18 protein-coding genes are annotated in these 18,545 nt (G+C 64.2%); 7 read left to right on the top strand and 11 right to left on the bottom strand.

Annotated elements, in window-relative coordinates:
* Nucleotides 1-381: 381 nt before the first annotated feature.
* From rpmG to topA, 6 genes are all read right to left on the bottom strand, one after another.
* Nucleotides 382-549 carry a 50S ribosomal protein L33 gene (rpmG, locus tag C8J33_RS06010; protein ID WP_062468365.1) on the bottom strand — a complete coding sequence of 56 codons (168 nt, stop codon included), beginning with the start codon at nucleotides 547-549 and terminating at the stop codon, nucleotides 382-384.
* Nucleotides 550-639: 90 nt separating this feature from the next.
* Complete coding sequence (locus C8J33_RS06005) at nucleotides 640-1,824, bottom strand: MFS transporter (protein WP_132663443.1); 1,185 nt, start codon at nucleotides 1,822-1,824, stop codon at nucleotides 640-642.
* Between the two features lie 9 nt (nucleotides 1,825-1,833).
* Complete coding sequence (locus tag C8J33_RS06000; RefSeq protein ID WP_132663442.1) at nucleotides 1,834-2,550, bottom strand: NUDIX domain-containing protein; 717 nt, start codon at nucleotides 2,548-2,550, stop codon at nucleotides 1,834-1,836.
* The gene (locus tag C8J33_RS05995; protein WP_132663441.1) at nucleotides 2,550-3,014 is read right to left on the bottom strand and encodes a DUF983 domain-containing protein; all 465 of its coding nucleotides are present in this window, start codon (nucleotides 3,012-3,014) and stop codon (nucleotides 2,550-2,552) included. Before C8J33_RS05995 ends, C8J33_RS06000 begins: the two co-directional genes overlap by 1 nt.
* Nucleotides 3,015-3,034: 20 nt before the next feature.
* Nucleotides 3,035-5,383: a ribonuclease R gene (rnr, locus tag C8J33_RS05990; RefSeq protein ID WP_132664469.1), complete on the bottom strand. Its 2,349-nt coding sequence runs from the start codon at nucleotides 5,381-5,383 to the stop codon at nucleotides 3,035-3,037.
* 27 nt (nucleotides 5,384-5,410) lie between these two features.
* Entirely contained in the window at nucleotides 5,411-8,122 is a 2,712-nt protein-coding gene (gene topA / locus C8J33_RS05985) for a type I DNA topoisomerase (RefSeq protein ID WP_132664468.1), read from the bottom strand.
* 409 nt (nucleotides 8,123-8,531) lie between these two features.
* Between topA and C8J33_RS05980 the strand changes: the two genes are divergently transcribed.
* Nucleotides 8,532-8,789 carry a hypothetical protein gene (locus C8J33_RS05980; protein WP_110726315.1) on the top strand — a complete coding sequence of 86 codons (258 nt, stop codon included), beginning with the start codon at nucleotides 8,532-8,534 and terminating at the stop codon, nucleotides 8,787-8,789.
* Here the strand turns inward: C8J33_RS05980 and dprA are convergent.
* From dprA to C8J33_RS05960, 4 genes are read right to left on the bottom strand one after another with little or no spacing between them, the layout of a single operon-like run.
* On the bottom strand, nucleotides 8,718-9,890 hold the full coding sequence (dprA, locus tag C8J33_RS05975) for a DNA-processing protein DprA (protein WP_132663440.1): 1,173 nt from the start codon (nucleotides 9,888-9,890) through the stop codon (nucleotides 8,718-8,720). The two genes, C8J33_RS05980 and dprA, sit on opposite strands and share 72 nt — an antisense overlap.
* Nucleotides 9,891-9,896: 6 nt before the next feature.
* Nucleotides 9,897-10,547, bottom strand: a complete 651-nt coding sequence (gene plsY / locus C8J33_RS05970; protein WP_132663439.1) for a glycerol-3-phosphate 1-O-acyltransferase PlsY — start codon at nucleotides 10,545-10,547, stop codon at nucleotides 9,897-9,899.
* Between the two features lie 23 nt (nucleotides 10,548-10,570).
* A complete protein-coding gene (locus tag C8J33_RS05965) occupies nucleotides 10,571-11,857 on the bottom strand; it encodes a dihydroorotase (RefSeq protein WP_132663438.1) in 1,287 nt (428 codons plus the stop codon).
* A complete protein-coding gene (locus C8J33_RS05960) occupies nucleotides 11,854-12,813 on the bottom strand; it encodes an aspartate carbamoyltransferase catalytic subunit (protein ID WP_110726311.1) in 960 nt (319 codons plus the stop codon). Before C8J33_RS05960 ends, C8J33_RS05965 begins: the two co-directional genes overlap by 4 nt.
* A gap of 208 nt (nucleotides 12,814-13,021) precedes the next feature.
* On the opposite strand from C8J33_RS05960, the gene C8J33_RS05955 reads away from it, so the two are divergent.
* The 3 genes from C8J33_RS05955 to C8J33_RS05950 all read left to right on the top strand — a co-directional run bounded on the left by C8J33_RS05955 (nucleotide 13,022) and on the right by C8J33_RS05950 (nucleotide 15,339).
* Nucleotides 13,022-14,671, top strand: coding sequence for an acyl-CoA dehydrogenase family protein (locus C8J33_RS05955; protein ID WP_165929740.1), 1,650 nt, complete (start codon nucleotides 13,022-13,024; stop codon nucleotides 14,669-14,671).
* Nucleotides 14,672-14,833: 162 nt separating this feature from the next.
* Nucleotides 14,834-15,007: a hypothetical protein gene (locus C8J33_RS26955; RefSeq protein WP_165929739.1), complete on the top strand. Its 174-nt coding sequence runs from the start codon at nucleotides 14,834-14,836 to the stop codon at nucleotides 15,005-15,007.
* Nucleotides 15,004-15,339 (top strand): DUF6105 family protein, encoded by a 336-nt coding sequence (locus C8J33_RS05950; RefSeq protein WP_132663437.1) that lies wholly within the window; start codon nucleotides 15,004-15,006, stop codon nucleotides 15,337-15,339. The genes C8J33_RS26955 and C8J33_RS05950 overlap by 4 nt, the downstream gene beginning before the upstream one ends.
* Here C8J33_RS05950 and ruvX read toward each other — a convergent pair.
* On the bottom strand, nucleotides 15,279-15,770 hold the full coding sequence (gene ruvX, locus C8J33_RS05945; protein WP_110726308.1) for a Holliday junction resolvase RuvX: 492 nt from the start codon (nucleotides 15,768-15,770) through the stop codon (nucleotides 15,279-15,281). The genes C8J33_RS05950 and ruvX overlap by 61 nt on opposite strands.
* A 130-nt stretch (nucleotides 15,771-15,900) precedes the next feature.
* On the opposite strand from ruvX, the gene C8J33_RS05940 reads away from it, so the two are divergent.
* From C8J33_RS05940 to gatA, 3 genes are all read left to right on the top strand, one after another.
* The gene (locus tag C8J33_RS05940) at nucleotides 15,901-16,605 is read left to right on the top strand and encodes a metal-dependent hydrolase (RefSeq protein ID WP_132663436.1); all 705 of its coding nucleotides are present in this window, start codon (nucleotides 15,901-15,903) and stop codon (nucleotides 16,603-16,605) included.
* Between the two features lie 99 nt (nucleotides 16,606-16,704).
* A complete protein-coding gene (gene gatC / locus C8J33_RS05935; protein WP_110799526.1) occupies nucleotides 16,705-16,992 on the top strand; it encodes an Asp-tRNA(Asn)/Glu-tRNA(Gln) amidotransferase subunit GatC in 288 nt (95 codons plus the stop codon).
* A gap of 64 nt (nucleotides 16,993-17,056) precedes the next feature.
* Nucleotides 17,057-18,538 carry an Asp-tRNA(Asn)/Glu-tRNA(Gln) amidotransferase subunit GatA gene (gatA, locus tag C8J33_RS05930; protein ID WP_110799525.1) on the top strand — a complete coding sequence of 494 codons (1,482 nt, stop codon included), beginning with the start codon at nucleotides 17,057-17,059 and terminating at the stop codon, nucleotides 18,536-18,538.
* Nucleotides 18,539-18,545: the final 7 nt, after the last annotated feature.

Here is an 18,545-nt window from a genome sequence, read left to right as displayed (position 1 = left end):
ATGGATCTTGTTAACCATGACTGTATCAAAGCGAACCAAGCTTTAAGATTTCATTGATTTTCTTCTGCATCTCGCCGATGTTCTTATGCAGGGGAGGTCTTACGCTCCCAAGCCGATCAGTTACCCCATGATGTCAGGTCCGCCGCATCTCCTGGGTCGTGGGGTCGTCGGCCGGTACGTATCAGCGGTTCCTCGTGCCGCTCTGCGTGCCGGCCGACATCCATTCAACGCCGCTTCTGTTTCAGAAGCGGCGTTTTTCGTTTGCGTATGTCGATGTCGGCCGCTGCATAGGACGAGCGTCTGCCCGCCGCAAAGTCTGCAGACGCAAAAAGGCGCCTGACGAAGCCGTCGGCGCCCTTTTTCAAATGTAGAAACCAGATCTTACTTGATCTTGGTTTCCTTGAATTCGACATGCTTGCGTACGACCGGATCGTACTTCGTCATGCTGAACTTGTCTGTCTTGGTGCGGCTGTTCTTCGAGGTCACGTAGAAGAAACCTGTGTCGGCCGTCGACAGCAGCTTGATCTTGATTTTTGCAGCTTTCGCCATGGTCGTCCTGCCTTCTGAAATAACAAAGCCGGACTTCGTAAAAAAGGTCCCGGCGAGCTTGGCGCGAAACTACAAATCGCGCCCGAAAAGTCAACCCTGTTTCGGTTTATAAACCAGGCGAACCAGGGAAAGCACGATGTAAAGGCCGAAGAATCCGGCGATCGACCACGCAAAGCCATGATTGCCGAAGACATCCATCGAGGCGCCGATGACCTGCGGCCCGGCCACGGTGCCCAGCGCATAGCAGAACACGAATGCGGCATTGGCGGCGGCCAGCTCCGGCCCATGCAGCCGCGAACCGAGATGGCTGAGCCCGATCGTATAGAGCCCAGAGATGATGCCACCCCAGAGCAGCAGGATGGCCGCCAAGGCGTACCAGTTGGTCGACAGGGCTGGCAGGCAGAGTGCGCCGGCAAAGCCGATCACGGTCAGCGCCACGAGCAGCTTGCGGCGGTCCTTCATGCGGTCCGACAAGAGGCCGAGCGGGATCTGGAAGATGAGGTTTCCCACACCCATGATGGTCAGCAGCAGAGCCGCCTGCGATTCGGAGAAGCCGACGCGCGTGCCGTAGACCGGAAAGAGCGACAGGCCCCCATATTCCACGGCGCCGAACACGAAGACGGCAGCCGTCGCCATCGGCACCATGTAAACGTAGCGCAGGAAATGCATCTCCGGCATCTCGTCGATATCGGGACTTTCATTCCGGGCGATGATGATCGGGATCGCGCCGAGCAGGATGATGCCGGCACCGACGGCGAAGGGCAGGATGCCCTCGCTGCCGAGCAGGGAGAAGAGCAGGGGCCCCACGGCGAACCCGAGCGAAAGAACGGTGCCATAAATGCCGAACACGAGCCCACGACGGTGCGAGGGCGCCGTGGCGTTAATCCAGAACTCCGAGAGGACGAAGAGAATGGTGATGCCGCTCTGGAAGACGATTCGCAGCGGGAACCATAGCCAGAAATTCTCGACGAAATAGAAGCCGAGCGCGGGCGCGGCGGCCAGCACCACGGCGGCCACCATGACCTGCGCCACCCCGAACTTGTGTGCCAGCCGTGTCGTGAACGAGGCGGCGACCATGGAGGCGAGGCCCGCCACGGTGGAGTTGAGGCCGATCAGCGTCGAGGAGACGCCGCGCCGTTCCATGATGAAGCTGAGGAGAGGCACGCCGAGGCCAATGGCGATGCCGACCGTGGTGACGGCAGCAAGGGCCGCGATCAGCGACAGCCAATGGATATCCTCAACCGGCCGAGACGAGCCAGGGGTCGTCTGAGACATTCGGTGTCCTCACAGAAGATCGCGGATGGGTCGTCCATTCCGGACGTGGAAATACGGCACGGTGCCGTCAAAGCCGAGCAGAGGGTCGGCGTCAAGCCTTGTGTGCAAGGCTTCGAGAATACGCGCGGTGATATCCGGGATGGAAACCGCGGAAGGATCGCCGACGGGAACCCAGCGCAGGTCCTCGAGCTCCCGGCTGTCCTGCAGTCCATTGAGATCGAGTTCGACCTCGTCGGTGAAGAGGGCGAAGAAATGGGTGTCGAATCGCCGCACATGGCCGGGCGGCGTCAGTGCGCGGGCGACGTAGCGCAGGCGCTCAAGTTCGGGGCGGAAGGGAAGGCTGCCGGAACAGGACGGCCCACAGGACGGCCCCACGGCAAGGCTCGTCTCCTCGTGCAGCTCCCGCAGGGCGGCAAGCGCGAGCGCACGCACGGCGGAAACGGAGAGGCGTCCGCGATAGATGCCGACGAGGCGGTCGATGAGCGGTGCCGGGAGATCGCTCGCAAAGGCGATTCTGTGATCGCCTGGATCCCGCCGCCCGCCGGGGAAGACGTGAACGTCCGGCATGAACACATGCTGCTTGCTGCGTCGGCCGACCAGAACGCGCACGACGCTTTCGCTGCGGTCGAGAAGGAGGATGGAGGCCGCGAGGCGTGGGCGCAGAGCCCTTGCCGGTGTGGTCGCCGTCTCGGATGTGCCGCTGGTCGCGGCATCATCGATGCGCATCAGGTGCGGTCCTGCGACGGCAATTCGTCTTCCGGCAGATCCTCGTGCCCGCCGAAGCCGTGCATGCGCAGCGCCCATTGCAGCCCGACGACGCCGCCCTTGACCGGCTGCATGAGCGCGATCGAGCCGGCAATCGTGATTGGCACCCAGATGGCAAGGTGCTGCCAGTTCGACAGCGCCATCAGCATTTCCGTCATCATGAAGCCTCCGAGCACCAGATGGCCGACAATCGTGACGACGATATACGGCGGAAAATCGTCGGCACGATGATGATGCAGCGCTTCTCCACAGACGGAGCAGGTATCGTTGACCTTGAGGAACCGGCCGAACATACGCCCCTGGCCGCAGTTGGGGCACCGGTTGAGAAGCCCGCGCCGGATCGAGCGCCCGACTGGGCGGTCGTTGATCTGCGCATCACCTAGGTGCAGCGTTTCTGCCCCGGGCCCTACGTCGCTCTCTCTCATGCCGTCACCATTCATCGGAGTCAGCGCCGCCCACGCGGTGGACGGGTGCCGGGTGCCTTGCGGGCACCGGCCTTGTCCCGGCGTCCCGCCTTGTGGAAGGAGCGCGTCGCCGTCGGCATCTTGCGGCCCTCGTCCAGCATCTCGAAGCGCAGGGCGCCGGCCAGCGGCACGGCATCGACCAGCTTTACCCGCACCTCGTCGCCGAGGCGATAGCCGAGACCGGTCTTGTCGCCGACCAGCGCCATATGCGCTTCGTCGAAGATGAAATAGTCACGTCCAAGCGTCGAGATCGGCACGAAGCCATCGGCGCCGTACTGCGGAAGCGAAATGAACAGGCCCGACTTGGTGACGCCGGACACGCGGCCGTCGAACTCCTCGTTGACGCGACCGCTCAGATGGTGGGCGATCAGGCGGTCGATCGTGTCACGCTCGGCCGCCATCGCGCGCCGCTCGAAGGTCGAGATCTCCGCAGCGATATCCTCCAGCGCGCCTTCTTCTGCCGGCGTGATGGCGCCTTCGCCGAGCCCGAGCGATCCGACCAGCGCGCGATGCACGATGAGATCGGCGTAGCGCCGGATGGGCGAGGTGAAGTGAGCGTACTTCATCAAGTTCAGGCCGAAATGGCCGATATTCTCGGGGCTGTAGACCGCCTGGCTCTGCGAGCGAAGCACCATCTGGTTGACGATGGTCTCGTAAGGCTGCTCTTCGGCCTTCGCGAGAATGCCGTTGAAGTGGTTGGCGCGCATGTTGCCGCCCTTGACCAGCGTCAGGTCGAGCGTCGCCAGAAACTCGCGCAGCGTCTCCTGCTTGGCGAGGGAGGGCGCATCGTGGACGCGGTAGACGAGTGGCTGGCGCTTGATCTCCAGCGTTTCGGCGGCCGCCACGTTCGCCTGGATCATCATCTCCTCGATCAGCTTATGCGCATCGAGCCTGTCCGGCACGAAGACGCGATCGACCGTGCCATCCGGCTTCAGGAGGATCTTGCGCTCGGGCATGTTAAGTTCGAGCGGCTGCCGTCGGTTCCGCCCCACGGTGAGGATGCGATAGGCGTCCCAGAGCGGCTTGAGGATGGGCTCCAGCAGAGGGCCGGTCTTGTCGTCAGGTGCGCCGTCGATCGCTGCCTGGGCTTGGTTGTAGGAGAGCTTGGCGGCACTCTTCATCATGATGCGATGAAAGGTGTGCCCGATCTTCCGGCCTTCGCTCGTGAAGCGCATACGCACGGCCAGCGCCGGCCGGTCCACCGTTTCCTTCAGGGAACATAGTTCGTTCGAGATGCGCTCGGGCAGCATGGGCACGACCCGGTCCGGGAAGTAGACCGAGTTGCCGCGCTTCTGCGCTTCATTGTCGAGCGCGGATTTCGGCCGCACATACCAGGACACGTCGGCGATCGCGACGGTGACGATGACGCCACCCTCGTTCTCCGGCGATGTGTCGGGTTCCGCATGCACTGCATCGTCATGGTCCTTGGCATCCGCAGGGTCGATGGTGATCAGCGGCAGGGAACGCCAGTCCTCCCGATGCGACATGGTGGCGGGGCCCGCAGCCTCCGCCTCGCGGGTGACGCTGTCGGGGAAGATATAGGGAATGCCATGCGCGTGGATGGCGATCATGGAAATCGCCTTTTCCGAAGAGACCGAACCGATGATCGACTTCACTTCGGCCCTGGCAAGCCCGAACCGGCCGGAGCGGACGATTTCGACCTCGACCAGATCCCCGTCCTTGGCCTCGCCGACGCCGCTCGCTTCGACGTCCATTTCCTCGCCGCGCTTGTCGATGGGCATGATGCGGCCGGTGCCCGCCGGCATTTCGCGGAAGACGCCAAGGGCTGCATTGGCGCTGCGGCGGCGGTCGAGCACCTTGATGATGCGCGCCGTATAGGCCGGGCCCGTCGGCTCCTTGGAGGGGAAGATCTTGGCCAGCACCCGGTCGCCGATGCCGCCGACGGGCATCTTGCCCTTGGCCTTGGCAACGCTCGACTGGCGGATGAGAACAGCCGGTGCGACACCAGCATCGTCGGGCCATTCGGCCGGACGGGCGACGAGCTCGCCGTCCTTGTCGCGCGTGGTGATGTCGAGAACGGTGACCGGGGGCAGGGCGCCCGGACGGACGAGCGCGTTGCGCTTCTTCTCCACGAGACCGTCGTCTTCGAGATCCCGCAGAGCCGCCTTCAGCTCGATCCGCGCTTCGCCCTTGAGGCCGAAAGCCCTGGAGATTTCACGCTTGGAGGCCTTGTCCGGATTTTCCGCGATGAAACGCATGAGCACGTCGCGCGGTGGCACGGCGCCATGGATGATCGGTGTGTCATCGGCAGGCGGCAGGGCCGTGCCCGCACGGGCCAGCCGGACCGAAGGTTTTGCGGTCCGTCTCATGCCGATGCGGGGCGATTTGCTCACGGTCTATCCCTTCTGTGCCTTGGCGGCGGCCGCAGTCTTGGGTTTTGCAGCAGCCTTCGTCTTTGTCGTCGTCTTCGCCGCAGGCTTGGCCTTGGCGGCGGCGCGCGGCTTGGCAACCTTTTCGTCGCCGTCCGCTGCAACCTTGGCTTTGGCAGGCTTTGCAGCCTTCGCCTTGACGGCCTTGGCCTTCACAGGTTTCGCCTTGCCGGCACGTTCTGCAAGAAGCGGCAGTGCCTCTTCGAGCGTCACCGATGTCGGATCCTTGCCCTTGGGCAGGGTCGCATTCACCTTGCCCCAGTTGACATAGGGTCCATAACGCCCATCGCGAACGGTAATCGCACCGCCATCGGGATGTTCGCCGAGGTCCTTCAGAGCGGCCACGGCCGCACCGCGACCGGCCGGGCCCTTGGATGCCTTGTCCGCCAGCACCGAGACGGCGCGGTTGAGGCCGATCGAGAACACGTCCTCGATGGTCTCGACGTTCGCATATTTCCCGTCATGCAGGATAAACGGCCCATAGCGGCCAAGGCCGGACGAGATCATCTTGCCGGATTCCGGATGCTGGCCGATGTCGCGCGGCAGCGACAGGAGGGCCAGGGCCTTCTCATGGTCGATGCTCGCCGGCGTCCAGCCCTTGGGCAGGCTGGAGCGCTTGGCCTCCTTGCCTTCGCCGCGCTGGACGTAAGGGCCGAACCGGCCGTTGCGCAGCGTGATCTCCTCGTCCGTGTGCGGGTCCTTGCCCAGCGCCTGCGGCTCGTTCGACGCCTGCGCTTCCGCATCGCCATCCGAGGATAGCTGGCGGGTGAAGTTGCAATCGGGATAGTTCGAGCAGCCGACGAACGCGCCATACTTGCCGAGCTTCAGCGACAGCTTGCCGGTGCCGCAGACCTGACAGATCCGGGGATCGCTGCCATCCTCGCGCTTGGGGAAGACGAGCGGTGCGAGTTCCTCGTTGAGCGCATCAAGGACATTGGTGACCCGCAGTTCCTTGGTATCCTCGATCTGCGCGAAAAAATCCTTCCAGAAGTCGCGAAGCACGTCCTTCCAGTTGAGTTCGCCGGCGGAAATCCGGTCGAGTTTTTCTTCGAGCGATGCCGTGAAGTCGTACTCGACATAGCGGTGGAAGAAGCTTTCGAGGAACGCCGTGACGAGGCGGCCCTTGGCTTCCGGGATCAGCTTGCGCTTGTCGATGACGACGTATTCGCGGTCCCGCAGGGTGGCGAGCGTCGAGGCGTAGGTCGAGGGACGGCCGATGCCGAGCTCTTCCATGCGCTTTATGAGGCTTGCTTCCGAGTAGCGCGGCGGCGGCTCCGTGAAATGCTGGCTCGCATTGATCTTCTGCTTGGCGACGGTCTCGCTTGCGCGGATCTCCGGCAGACGGCCTTCGTCCTCGCCATCGTCGCTCTGCTCGCCGTCTTCCTTCTGGTCCGTATAGGCGGCGATGAAGCCGTCAAAGCGGATGACGGAGCCGACGGCCCGCAGGCCGGCCTTGCGGTCGCCATTCTCGGCGAGAATCTCGACGGTCGTCCGCTCGATCTCGGCCGACGCCATCTGGCTGGCGATGCCGCGCTTCCAGATCAGGTCGTATAGGCGCAGCTGGTCGGCATCGAGGAAGCGGCGCAGCTGGTCCGGCGTGCGGGTGAAGTCGGTCGGGCGGATCGCCTCGTGGGCTTCCTGCGCATTCTTCGCCTTGGTCGAATAGATTCGGGCCTTTTCGGGCACGTAGCGCGCGCCGAACTGGTCGCCGATGGCGCTGCGGGCAGCATCGATCGCCTCGCCGGCCATCTGCACGCCGTCGGTTCTCATATAGGTGATGAGACCGACGGTCTCGCCGCCGAGGTCGAGACCTTCATAGAGCCGCTGGGCGACCTGCATGGTGCGCGATGCGGAGAAGCCGAGCTTGGAGGATGCGGCCTGCTGCAGCGTCGAGGTTGTGAAAGGTGGCGAGGGGTTGCGCTTGACCGGCTTCGCCTCGACGGTATCCACGACGTAGGAGGCGCCTTCGAGCAAGGCTTTCAGATCGTTGGCCTGTTCGCCATTTCCGACCGAGCGCGCCTGCAGGCGCTTGCCGTCGGCGGCCACGAGGCGGGCTTCGAAATCGTCGCCGCGCGGCGTCTTCAGGATGGCGGAGAGGTTCCAGTATTCTTCCGAGACGAACCGCTCGATCTCCGACTCGCGGTCGCAGACGAGGCGCAGCGCGACGGACTGCACGCGGCCGGCCGAACGGGCACCGGGCAGCTTGCGCCAGAGGACCGGCGACAGGTTGAAGCCGACGAGATAGTCGAGCGCGCGGCGTGCCAGATAGGCATCCACCAAGGGAACGTCGATGTCGCGCGGATTGGCCATCGCGTCGAGCACGGCCTTCTTGGTAATGGCGTTGAACACGACGCGGCTGACCGGCTTGTCGCCGATCAGCTTCTTCTTGCGCAGCAGATCGAGCACATGCCAGGAAATCGCTTCGCCTTCGCGATCCGGGTCGGTTGCGAGAATGAGGCCGTCGGCGTTCTTCAAGGCAGCGCCGATGTCGTTCATTCGCTTGGCGGACGCGCTGTCCACCTCCCAGAGCATGGCGAAGTCTTCGTCGGGCTTGACCGAGCCGTCCTTGGCCGGAAGGTCGCGAACGTGACCGAACGAGGCCAGAACCGTGTAGCCGGGGCCGAGATATTTGTTGATGGTCTTTGCTTTGGCCGGCGATTCAACGACGACGACATTCATGGTCATAGGATTCAGCAACCATAGAGAGGGGTGACGGACTTCCCTCAGCCGTCACGCCGGGAACTTTTGAAGCCCCGACATGGAGGGGGATTTCGTCGCGGTCAAGTGGCGACCATGAAATTAGCCAGTTTGCATAGACGATCGACAGACCCGCAACCTGTTCATTTTCAGGCGTTTGATGATCTTTCGACAAGGTGTCGCGCCCGAAGGCTCGCCAGCCCGGAATACAACGCGCCACAACCTTTGAGGGATAATGTTATTATTGCAATTAGGAATATTTGCGTTATCGTCGGCGGAAGAGAAGAGAGTGCACCGACGGACAGGCAGTGGTGATGGCCGCACAGGTTGTTGCCGCGTGTGCTGTCGGCTGCCCGCTCGGGATCGAGGCCAAGCCCAACAGGACGTATTCATGGTGCCCGTACACAAAGACGCTGCTGTTCCCGCGACACCTGACGACGAGAGCCTTGCCTATATTCGTCAGATGCTCGCAGAACTGCGTGGCGTCGCGGACGAAAAGGGTGCCGACATGCTCTGCTACCTCCTGGAGATGGCTTATGTCGAGGCGGGCGACCTCATTTCCGGGCGCCGCGCCCTGTCAGCCAAGGGGCTCAAGAGAAACGAGGCCGCCGGGGTGGCGGTGAAGCCGGCCGGCAAGATCAAGCTCTAGCAGCACGAGATAGACCGCCGAGGCGGCAAAACCCGTATGACGAATGATGTCATCGGTCTCGACCGGCGTCGGCCCGAGCGCATCGATGATCGCCTCGCGCTCCCGGTCGCCGGGTAGCGCAGCTGCGGGCCGCCTCTCGGTGCCGATGTCCAGGTCGTTCTCCGCTTCGCGCGCCTGAGGCTGGTCGAACAGGTCGATGCGGCTGAGCGGCGCCAGCGCCTCCAGAATGTCACGCGCTTCCGTCGTCACCACGGCGCCGTCCTTCAGGAGACCATTGGTGCCGTGGCAGCGGGGATCGAGCGGCGACCCCGGTACGGCAAAGACGATGCGTCCGAAATCGGCGGCGTAGCGCGCCGTGATCAGCGATCCGGAGCGACTTGCAGCCTCCACGACGGCAAGCCCCAGCGCCACGCCGGCAATCAACCGGTTGCGGCGCGGGAAGTCGCGCGCCCGCGGCTCCCATCCGAATGGCATCTCGGTGATGGCAAGGCCTTGTCCCCCGGTGATCTCGTCGAGCAGCGGCACGTTCTCGGGCGGGTAAGGCTTGTCGATGCCGCCGGCGAGGACGGCGATCGTGCCGGTGTCGAGGCTCGCGCGATGGGCGGCCGTGTCGATGCCGCGGGCAAGCCCGGAGATGATCGTATAGCCCGCCCGCCCGACATCGCGGGCGATCATGGCGGCGAACTTGGCGCCGCTGATGGAGGCGTTGCGGGCGCCGACGATGCCGAGCGCAGGCGCGGTGCCGGTGGACGCACGTCCCTTGACGGCGAGAAGCGGCGGCGCGCCGTCGATCTGGCGAAGCGCTGCCGGATAGTCCGCTTCGCCGATACCGACGAATCGCGCGCCGCAACGGGCGGCGATCGCCAATTCCCGTTCGGCTTCCGCGACTGTGGCGATGCGGATCGCGCGCGTGGAACCGCCTCGGCGGGAGAGTTCCGGCAGCATCTCCAGCGCCGTTTCGGCGGAGCCGACATGGTTGATGAGGTCGCGGAAGGTGACGGGGCCGACATTGTCGGAGCGGATAAGGCGCAGCCAGGCTATTCTTTGACGATCCGTCAGCGCGATGCCTTTGCTTTCCCGGCCTTTCGCGCTGTCGCTCATCGCAGCTTATCCCTTCTGGCCGATCCGGCTTTCGGTCCCGGCGATCAAGCGCTCGATATTGGCGCGGTGCTTGATCCAGGTGATCACGCTCAAGACCACGAAGAGAAGGCCGATGCGCCCATAGCCGGCGACCAGCAGCACGACCGGTACCAAGACGGTCGCGACGAGCGCTGCCAGCGAGGAATAGCGCGTGACCTTGGCGACGATCAGCCAGCAGGCGGCGAAGACGAGGACGACGAGGGGGGCAAGGCCCAGCAGCACGCCGATATAGGTCGCGATCCCTTTGCCGCCCTTGAAGCCGAGCCAGACCGGAAAGAGATGCCCGAGAAAGGCGCCGAAACCTGCGGCGATACCCGCCTCCGGGCCAAGAAAGTACGTGCCGGTTGCCTGCGCCACCGTCCCGAGAAAGTACGCGCCGATGGCAACCGCCAGCGTGCCCTTCAGCGCGTCCAGCAGCAGGGTCGCGGCTGCCAGCTTCTTGTTGCCGGTGCGCAGCACGTTGGTGGCGCCGATATTGCCGGATCCGATCTTGCGCACATCGCCGAGTCCTGCCGCTCGCGTCAGGATCAGGCCGAACGGGATCGAGCCGAGCAGATAGCCGAGAAGAAAAAAACCGAGCGTCAGAACGACCGGCAGCGGCCACGTGAACACGTCCATGAATGCCCCCTCGCGTCAGCCTCCTACAGGCTGTGCACGCACTTTCCCGCAACATAGGTGCGAACGGCGCGGCCCGTAAAGCGGGCATTTTCGAACGGCGTGTTTTTCGAGCGCGAGACGATGGCGTCCTTGGAGACGATCCAGGGCTCGTCGAGATCGATCAGCGTGATATCCGCCTTCGCACCGGGCTTCAGCGTTCCGGCATTAAGCCCGAAGATCCGCGCCGGCCGGGTCGAGAGCGCATCGATCAGGCGCATCAGCGGCACTTCGCCGCTATGATGCAGCCGGAGGGCTGCGGCCAGCATCGTCTCCAGACCGATCGCGCCATCGGCGGCGTCGGCGAACGGCAGGCGCTTGGTATCGACGTCCTGCGGATCGTGCGAGGAGACGATGATGTCGATCCGGCCCTCGGCCAGCGCCTGCACCATGGCCTTGCGATCGTCCTCGCCGCGCAGCGGCGGCGTCAGCTTGAAGAAAGTCCGGTATTCACCAATGTCGTTCTCGTTCAGCGACAGATGATTGATCGAGATGCCCGAGGTCACATTGACGCCGCGCGACTTCGCTAGCGCGATGGCATCGACCGATTCCGGCAGCGAGATCTTGGCGGCGTGGTAGGCGGCGTGGGTGAGGCCGGCGACGCGCAGGTCGCGCTCCAGCGGAATGATCTCCGCCTCGCGCGGCACGCCGGACAAGCCCAGCCAGCTCGCGAGCAGCCCTTCGTTCATGACGCCACCGGCGCCCAGATATTTGTCGCGCGATTCCAGCGCGATCACCATGCCGAACTCGCGGGCATAGGTCATCGCGCGGCGGAGCACGAGCGTATCGTGCAGGGCCTCGCGCCCATTGGTGAAGCAGACGGCGCCGGCTTCGCTGAGAAGGCCGAACTCGGTCATCTCGGTGCCGTGTAGCCGCTTGGTCAGCGCGGCAGCCGGATAGACATTGACGACCGCCTTGTCGCGCGCCGTCTTCATGACGAACTCGACCAGGGCAATGTCGTCGATGACCGGATCGGTATCCGGCATGGCGATGAACGACGTGATGCCGCCGACGGCGGCAGCCTGAGCCGCAGACGCGATCGTCTCGCGGTGCTCAGCGCCGGGTTCGCCGACGAACACGCGGGCATCCACGAGGCCGGGAACGGCGATCAGGCCGCGGCAATCTTCTGTGGTCGCGCCTTCGGGAATGCCCTGGTTCGCCGCATCGCTGCCGGCAGCGAGGATCACGCCGTCGCGAATGAAGATCGTGCCCGTTTCGTCAAGGTTGCGCGACGGGTCGATGATGCGCAGGTTGGTGAGAACGAGATCGGTCATGCGCCGTAACCCTGGTTGTTGAGGCCGCCCTGATGTTGTGAGACGAGCAGCGCTTCCATCACGGCCATGCGAACGGCAACGCCCATTTCGACCTGCTGCTCGATGACGCTCTGTGGTCCGTCGGCAATCTCGGAGGCGATTTCGACGCCGCGGTTCATCGGGCCGGGATGCATCACGAGCGCATCCTCTTTGGCGGCTTTCAGTTTTTCCGCATCAAGGCCGTAATAGCGGAAGTATTCGCGCACCGAGGGTACGAAGGCACCGGCCATGCGCTCGCGCTGCAGGCGCAGCATCATCACCACGTCGGCATCCTTCAGGCCCTCTTCCATCGAGTGGTAGACCTCCGCGCCCATGTCGGCGATGCCGGACGGCAACAGCGTCGCCGGTGCGACGACGCGCACGCGGGCGCCCATCTGGTTGAGAAGCAGGATGTTGGAGCGGGCCACGCGTGAGTGCAGCACGTCGCCGCAGATGGCAACGATGATGCGCGAGAGCTTGCCCTTGGCCCGCCTTATGGTCAGCGCGTCGAGAAGTGCCTGTGTCGGGTGCTCGTGCTGGCCGTCGCCGGCATTGATGACCGAGCAGGAAACCTTTTGCGCCAGGAGGGCGGCGGCACCGGCCGAGGAGTGGCGCACGACCAGCACGTCGGGATGCATGGCGTTCAGCGTCATCGCGGTATCGATGAGCGTTTCGCCCTTCTTCACCGAGGAATTGCCGACCGACATGTTCATGACATCCGCCCCGAGCCGCTTTCCGGCAAGCTCGAAGGACGACTGCGTCCGGGTGGAGGCTTCGAAGAAGAGGTTGATCTGGGTGAGGCCCCGGAGCGTCGAGGTTTTCTTCTCGCGCTGACGGGAGATTTTGACCGCCTCGTCGGCAAGATCGAGAAGTCCGGTGATATCGCGCTCGTTCAGGCCCTTGATGCCGAGGAGATGGCGATGCGGAAAGAAATCCATGGGAAGCCCGCCTCAAATGGTCGCGTTGCGCGCTCTATAGAGCCTGTGCGGGTGAGCGGCAAGGCAGTGCGTGAGAACAGGTGAGGACAAAGCCCGCAGGCACCGACGCATCGGGGCCGCAGAGGCTTTGCCGATGGCCGTATCGATTTTGCGGGAGGGCGCAGCCAGTGCTGTTCCTAACGTTCGGGACTTCGGCTAGAACCGGATTATGACCGTGACTCGACCCGACCAGACCCTTGACGACCTCAACCAGCCGAAACCCTGGTCGGGCATCAACGCCTATCGTTCCGATCCGCTGCTGACCGACGTCGCAAGCGGGCTGCCCAAGGTGTTGCGCGACGATTTCGACGGGCTCGGCCGCTATGTGACCTCCCCGGAAGCGCAGGATCTCGCGCGCATGGCCAATCAGGGCGTGCCGCAGCTACGCACGCACGGGCCGCGCGGCGAGCGGCTCGATGTGGTCGATTTCCACCCCGCCTGGCATGCGCTGATGCGCCGCTCCATGACGGCGGGTCTGCATTCTTCCGTCTGGGAAAACGTGCCCGACGAGCGCGGCCATGCCCATAAGAGCCGCGCCATACGGTTCTACCTCACCGCGCAGCTCGAAAGCGGCCATCTCTGCCCGCTGACGATGACCAGCGCCTCGCTGGCCGCCATGGCTGCGACGCCGATGGTGCAGAAGGAATGGGCACCGAAGGTCCTGTCGCGGAAATACGACGCCTCGAACCGCCCCTTCATGCAGAAATCCGCCGTCACCATCGGCATGGGTATGACGGAGAAGCAGGGTGGCACGGACGTGCGCGCGAACGTCTCTACCGCCGAGCGGGTGGGCGAGGGCATCTACCGCCTCTCCGGCCACAAGTGGTTCATGTCCGCGCCGATGAGCGACGCCTTCGTCATGCTGGCGCAGACGCGCGAGGGGCTCGGCTGCTTCCTCGTTCCCCGTCTGCTGGAGGACGGATCTGCAAACGGCCTGCGGTTCCAGCGGTTGAAGGACAAGCTCGGCAACCGCTCGAACGCGTCGTCCGAAGTCGAGTTTTCCGAAACCTTCGGCTTCATCCTCGGCGCGCCGGATGCCGGCATCACCACGATTCTCGACATGGTCACGCTGACGCGGCTGGACTGCGCCCTGTCGTCGGCCGGCATGATGCGCGCCAGCCTTGCCGAAGCCGTGCACTATACCCGCGGCCGCGCCGTCCTCGGCCGCCCGCTGGTCGCGCAGCCGATGATGACGCGTGTGCTCGCTGATATGGCGCTGGACGTGGCCGCCGCGAGTGCACTTTCCTTGCGACTCGCCGATGCCTTCGACCGCGCCCGCGACAGCGCGGAGGAGGCGGCCTATGCCCGCATCATGACGCCGGTCGTCAAATACTGGGTCTGCAAAACTGCACCCACGCTCATCGCCGAGGCGATGGAGTGCCTGGGCGGCAACGGTTATGTCGAGGAGCGACCGATCGCCCGGCACTACCGCGAGGCGCCGGTGAATGCGATCTGGGAGGGCTCCGGCAATGTGATGGCGCTCGATGTGCTGCGGGTGCTGAAGCGCGGCCGCGAACTGTTCGAGGCCTTGTTCGAAATCATCGGCCGGGATCTCGGCCCCGCCGCCCGAAAGACCATCGACGTGCTGCGCGCCGCCATTTCGCTCTGCGAGCGCGACGAGGGAGCGGCCCGCCTGCTGGTCGAGCAGCTTGCGCTCGCTGCCGCCGCCGCCGAACTCTACCGGCTCGGTGCCGGACGTATTGCAGATGCCTTCATGGAATCGCGGCTCGCCGCCGGCTGGCGCTCGACCTACGGCATGCTCGACTCGCGCTTCGACAGCGCGATGATCGTCGATCTTCTCTATCCTGCTTCCAGCTGAGCGCTGTCATGAACGCATTGGGCAGGGGCTCTTGCCAGATGGTCAGGGCGACCCCGCAAAACTCGCGCCGGCTTCGCGCCTGTTAACCTTAACAAAAGGTTGACGTTGCCTCCTCAAGGTTAACGTTCCATGTGTGGTGGATCGCAACCGCACGGAGCCCGCATGATGCGCGCAGTCCTGACATTCATTCCCATGTCGATCTTCGCAGCCATCGCGCTGGACGTGGCGGTGCCGGCGCTCGTTCTTCTCGTCTGCGTCATTGCCACCGGCGCGGTGGCATCGGTCGGTGCCAGGGGAGCCCGCGGCGTGGCGAACATGAGAGGAGACCGGACATGAAGTGGCTTCTGATCCTCTGGGGCGGGCCGGTCCTGTTCCTGACGAGCTGGTACACGCTCTCTTATAACGATATCAGCTTCGGCATCTTCATGCTGTCGCGGGAGGCAAACGACCTCGTGTTCCAGATGTACGGCAACGTGCTCGGTATCGACCCCGAAACGATCCCGCTGCTTGTCGCGCGCGCGATGATCTTCGACAGCTTCATCGTCTTCGGCCTCATCGCGCTGCGCAAGCGCAAGGCGATTCTCGCCCGGTACCGTCGCCGGAACGATCAGTCGTCGGTGGATGCCGCAGCGCGTGCAAGCGATGTCAGTCTGTCCAGCGCGCCCTGAAGAATGAAGGACGCTGCGGCCGAATCGATGCGCTCAGCCCGCTTGGCGCGGGACACGTCCATCTCGATCAGCGTCCGCTCTGCCGCCACTGTCGATAGCCGCTCGTCCCAGTAGACGAAGGGCAGGGTGGTTTTCTGCTCCATGTTGCGCACGAAGGCCCGTGTCGCCTGCGCCCGCGGCCCATGCGACCCATCCATGTTCACCGGCAGCCCGATCAGGAAGGCAGCGATCTTTTCCTTCTCCGCAAAGGCCAGCAGCGCCTGCGCATCGGCCGTGAACTTCGTCCGCTTGATCACCGTTCGCGGCGTCGCCAGTCCGCGGCCGAGGTCGGATACCGAGAGGCCGATCGTCTTGGTGCCCAAATCGAGCCCGGCAACCGCCTGACGCGGCAACAGTGCGCTCGCAAGCTCCTCGATGGTCATCACGCTCATGCTAAACCTCACCATTGGCCTTTGTCTTTGCCTGTCGATGTTCCATATGCTCCGCGGGCACCGATTTCGCCAGCGTGCTTTTTCCGCTGGGATTTAAGGCGCGCCCGCCACAGATGACAGGAGATATGTCATGAAGATCCAATGGCTCGGCCATTCCGCCTTCCACATCGAGACAACCAAAGCGAAGATCCTGATCGACCCGTTCTTCTCGGGCAATCCGTCCTTCGACGAATCGACCCGCAAGGACGCGGCCGCCGGCCTCGACTATATACTGCTCACACATGGACACGGCGACCATGTCGGCGACACCATCGCGCTGGCCAAGGAAACCGGCGCGACCGTCGTCGCCAATGCTGATCTCGCGGCATGGCTCGGTTCGCGGGGCGTCTCCGCGCTCGAAATGGGCAATACGGGCGGCACGATCCACCTCAAGGGCTTTTCCACGACCTTCGTCAACGCTTTGCATTCCTCCGCGCAGATCACCGAGGATGGCGTTTCGCACTCGCTCGGCAGTGCCAACGGCCTCGTCCTGCATTTCGACGATGCGCCGACGCTCTACCACATGGGCGACACCGATATCTTCTCGGACATGGCGCTGATCCAGGAACTTCACCAGCCCGATATCGGCCTCGTTCCGATCGGCGATCGCTTCACGATGGGCGGTGCCGTGGCCGCGCTCGCCTGCCAGCGCTACTTCAAGTTCGGCACCGTGCTGCCCTGCCACTACGGCTCCTTCCCGATCGTGGACCAGACACCCGACCTCTTCCTCGCCGCCATGGAACCGGCGAGCACCAAGGTCGAAGTCCCCGCCGTGGGCGCTGTCGTGACGGTCTGATCACCTAGCGAACGCGGTCTTCGCCTTAATCCCCCGTTGCGCGCTCCCGTCGTGGTCAGTATAGCGGGGGATCATTTCCCGTCAGGCCCGGAGTCCGCCATGTCCGTCGATCTCGCCACCGTCAAGCGCGTCGCGCATCTCGCCCGCATCGCCGTCAGCGAAGACGACGCCAACCGCATGACCGGCGAGCTGAATGCGATCCTTGGCTTCGTCGAGCAACTCGGCGAAGTCGATGTCACCGGCGTCGAGCCGATGACATCGGTCACGCCGATGGCGATGAAGAAGCGCGAGGACATCGTGACGGATGGTAGCAAGGCCGACGATATCGTCGCCAACGCGCCGAATTCCGACCGGAACTTCTTCCTCGTGCCGAAGGTCGTCGAATAGACCGACCCGCACACGCCTAGAAGACCGTTTCGCCCGCCTGCCGTTTACGAAAGTCCCGTTCGCCATGACCGAACTCACCCACCTCACCATCGCCGAAGCCCGCGACCGGCTGACCGCCCGCGACATTACGGCCGTTGAACTGACTGACGCCTATCTCTCCGCCATCGACGCGGCGAACGGCGCCTTGAACGCCTATGTCACCGTGACGCCGGAGAAGGCGCGTGCGATGGCCAAGGCTTCCGACGAGCGCCTCGCAGCCGGCAAGGCCGGCGCGCTGGAGGGCATTCCGCTCGGGATCAAGGACCTATTCGGCACTGAAGGCGTGCACACGCAGGCTTGTAGCCACATTCTCGATGGGTTCGCGCCGCGTTACGAATCGACCGTGACGCAGAACCTGTGGAACGATGGTGCCGTCATGCTCGGCAAGCTGAACATGGACGAGTTCGCCATGGGCTCCTCCAACGAGAGCTCCTATTACGGCCCTGTGAAGAACCCCTGGCGCGCCACCGGCTCCGATGCCGACCGCGTGCCCGGCGGCTCCTCGGGCGGATCGGCTGCGGCCGTCGCAGCTTTCCTTTGCGCCGGCGCCACAGCCACCGACACGGGCGGCTCCATCCGCCAGCCCGCGGCCTTCACGGGCACGGTTGGCATCAAGCCGACCTATGGCCGCTGCTCGCGCTGGGGCATCGTTGCCTTTGCCTCCTCGCTCGATCAGGCCGGGCCGATCGCCCGCGACGTTCGCGATGCGGCGATCCTGCTGAAGTCGATGGCAAGCGTCGATGCGAAGGACACGACCTCCGTCAATCTTCCGGTGCCGGATTACGAGAAGGCCATCGGGCAGTCGCTGAAAGGCATGAAAATCGGTATTCCCGCGGAATATCGCGTCGAAGGCATGCCGGAAGAGATCGAGGCGCTGTGGCGCCAGGGCATCGCCTGGCTGAAGGACGCCGGTGCCGAGATCGTTGATATCTCCCTGCCGCACACGAAATACGCCCTGCCGGCCTACTACATCGTCGCGCCGGCCGAGGCGTCCTCGAACCTCGCGCGCTACGACGGCGTGCGCTATGGCCTGCGTGTGGATGGCAAGGACATTGCCGACATGTACGAGCAGACGCGGGCTGCCGGCTTCGGCCAGGAGGTCAAGCGCCGCATCATGATCGGCACCTATGTGCTGTCCGCCGGCTACTACGACGCCTATTACCTGCGCGCCCAGAAGGTCCGCACGCTGATCAAGCGCGACTTCGAGACGGCCTTCCATGCCGGCGTCGACGCGATCCTGACGCCTGCCACACCGTCGTCCGCCTTCGGTATCGCCGATCAGGAACTCGCGGCCGATCCGGTGAAGATGTATCTCAACGACATCTTCACGGTGACGGTGAACATGGCCGGCCTGCCGGGCATCGCCGTTCCCGCCGGCCTCGACGCCAAGGGTCTTCCGCTCGGCCTTCAGCTCATCGGCAAGCCGTTCGAAGAGGAAACGCTGTTCAAGACCGCTCATGTCATCGAGCAGGCCGCAGGACGCTTCACGCCGCCCAAGTGGTGGTAGGCTGCGC

Origin of the sequence: Rhizobium sp. PP-CC-3G-465 (assembly GCF_004343445.1) — a bacterium.
GTDB lineage: Bacteria > Pseudomonadota > Alphaproteobacteria > Rhizobiales > Rhizobiaceae > Ferranicluibacter > Ferranicluibacter rubi.
This window is presented reverse-complemented; position numbering and strand designations above follow the sequence as displayed.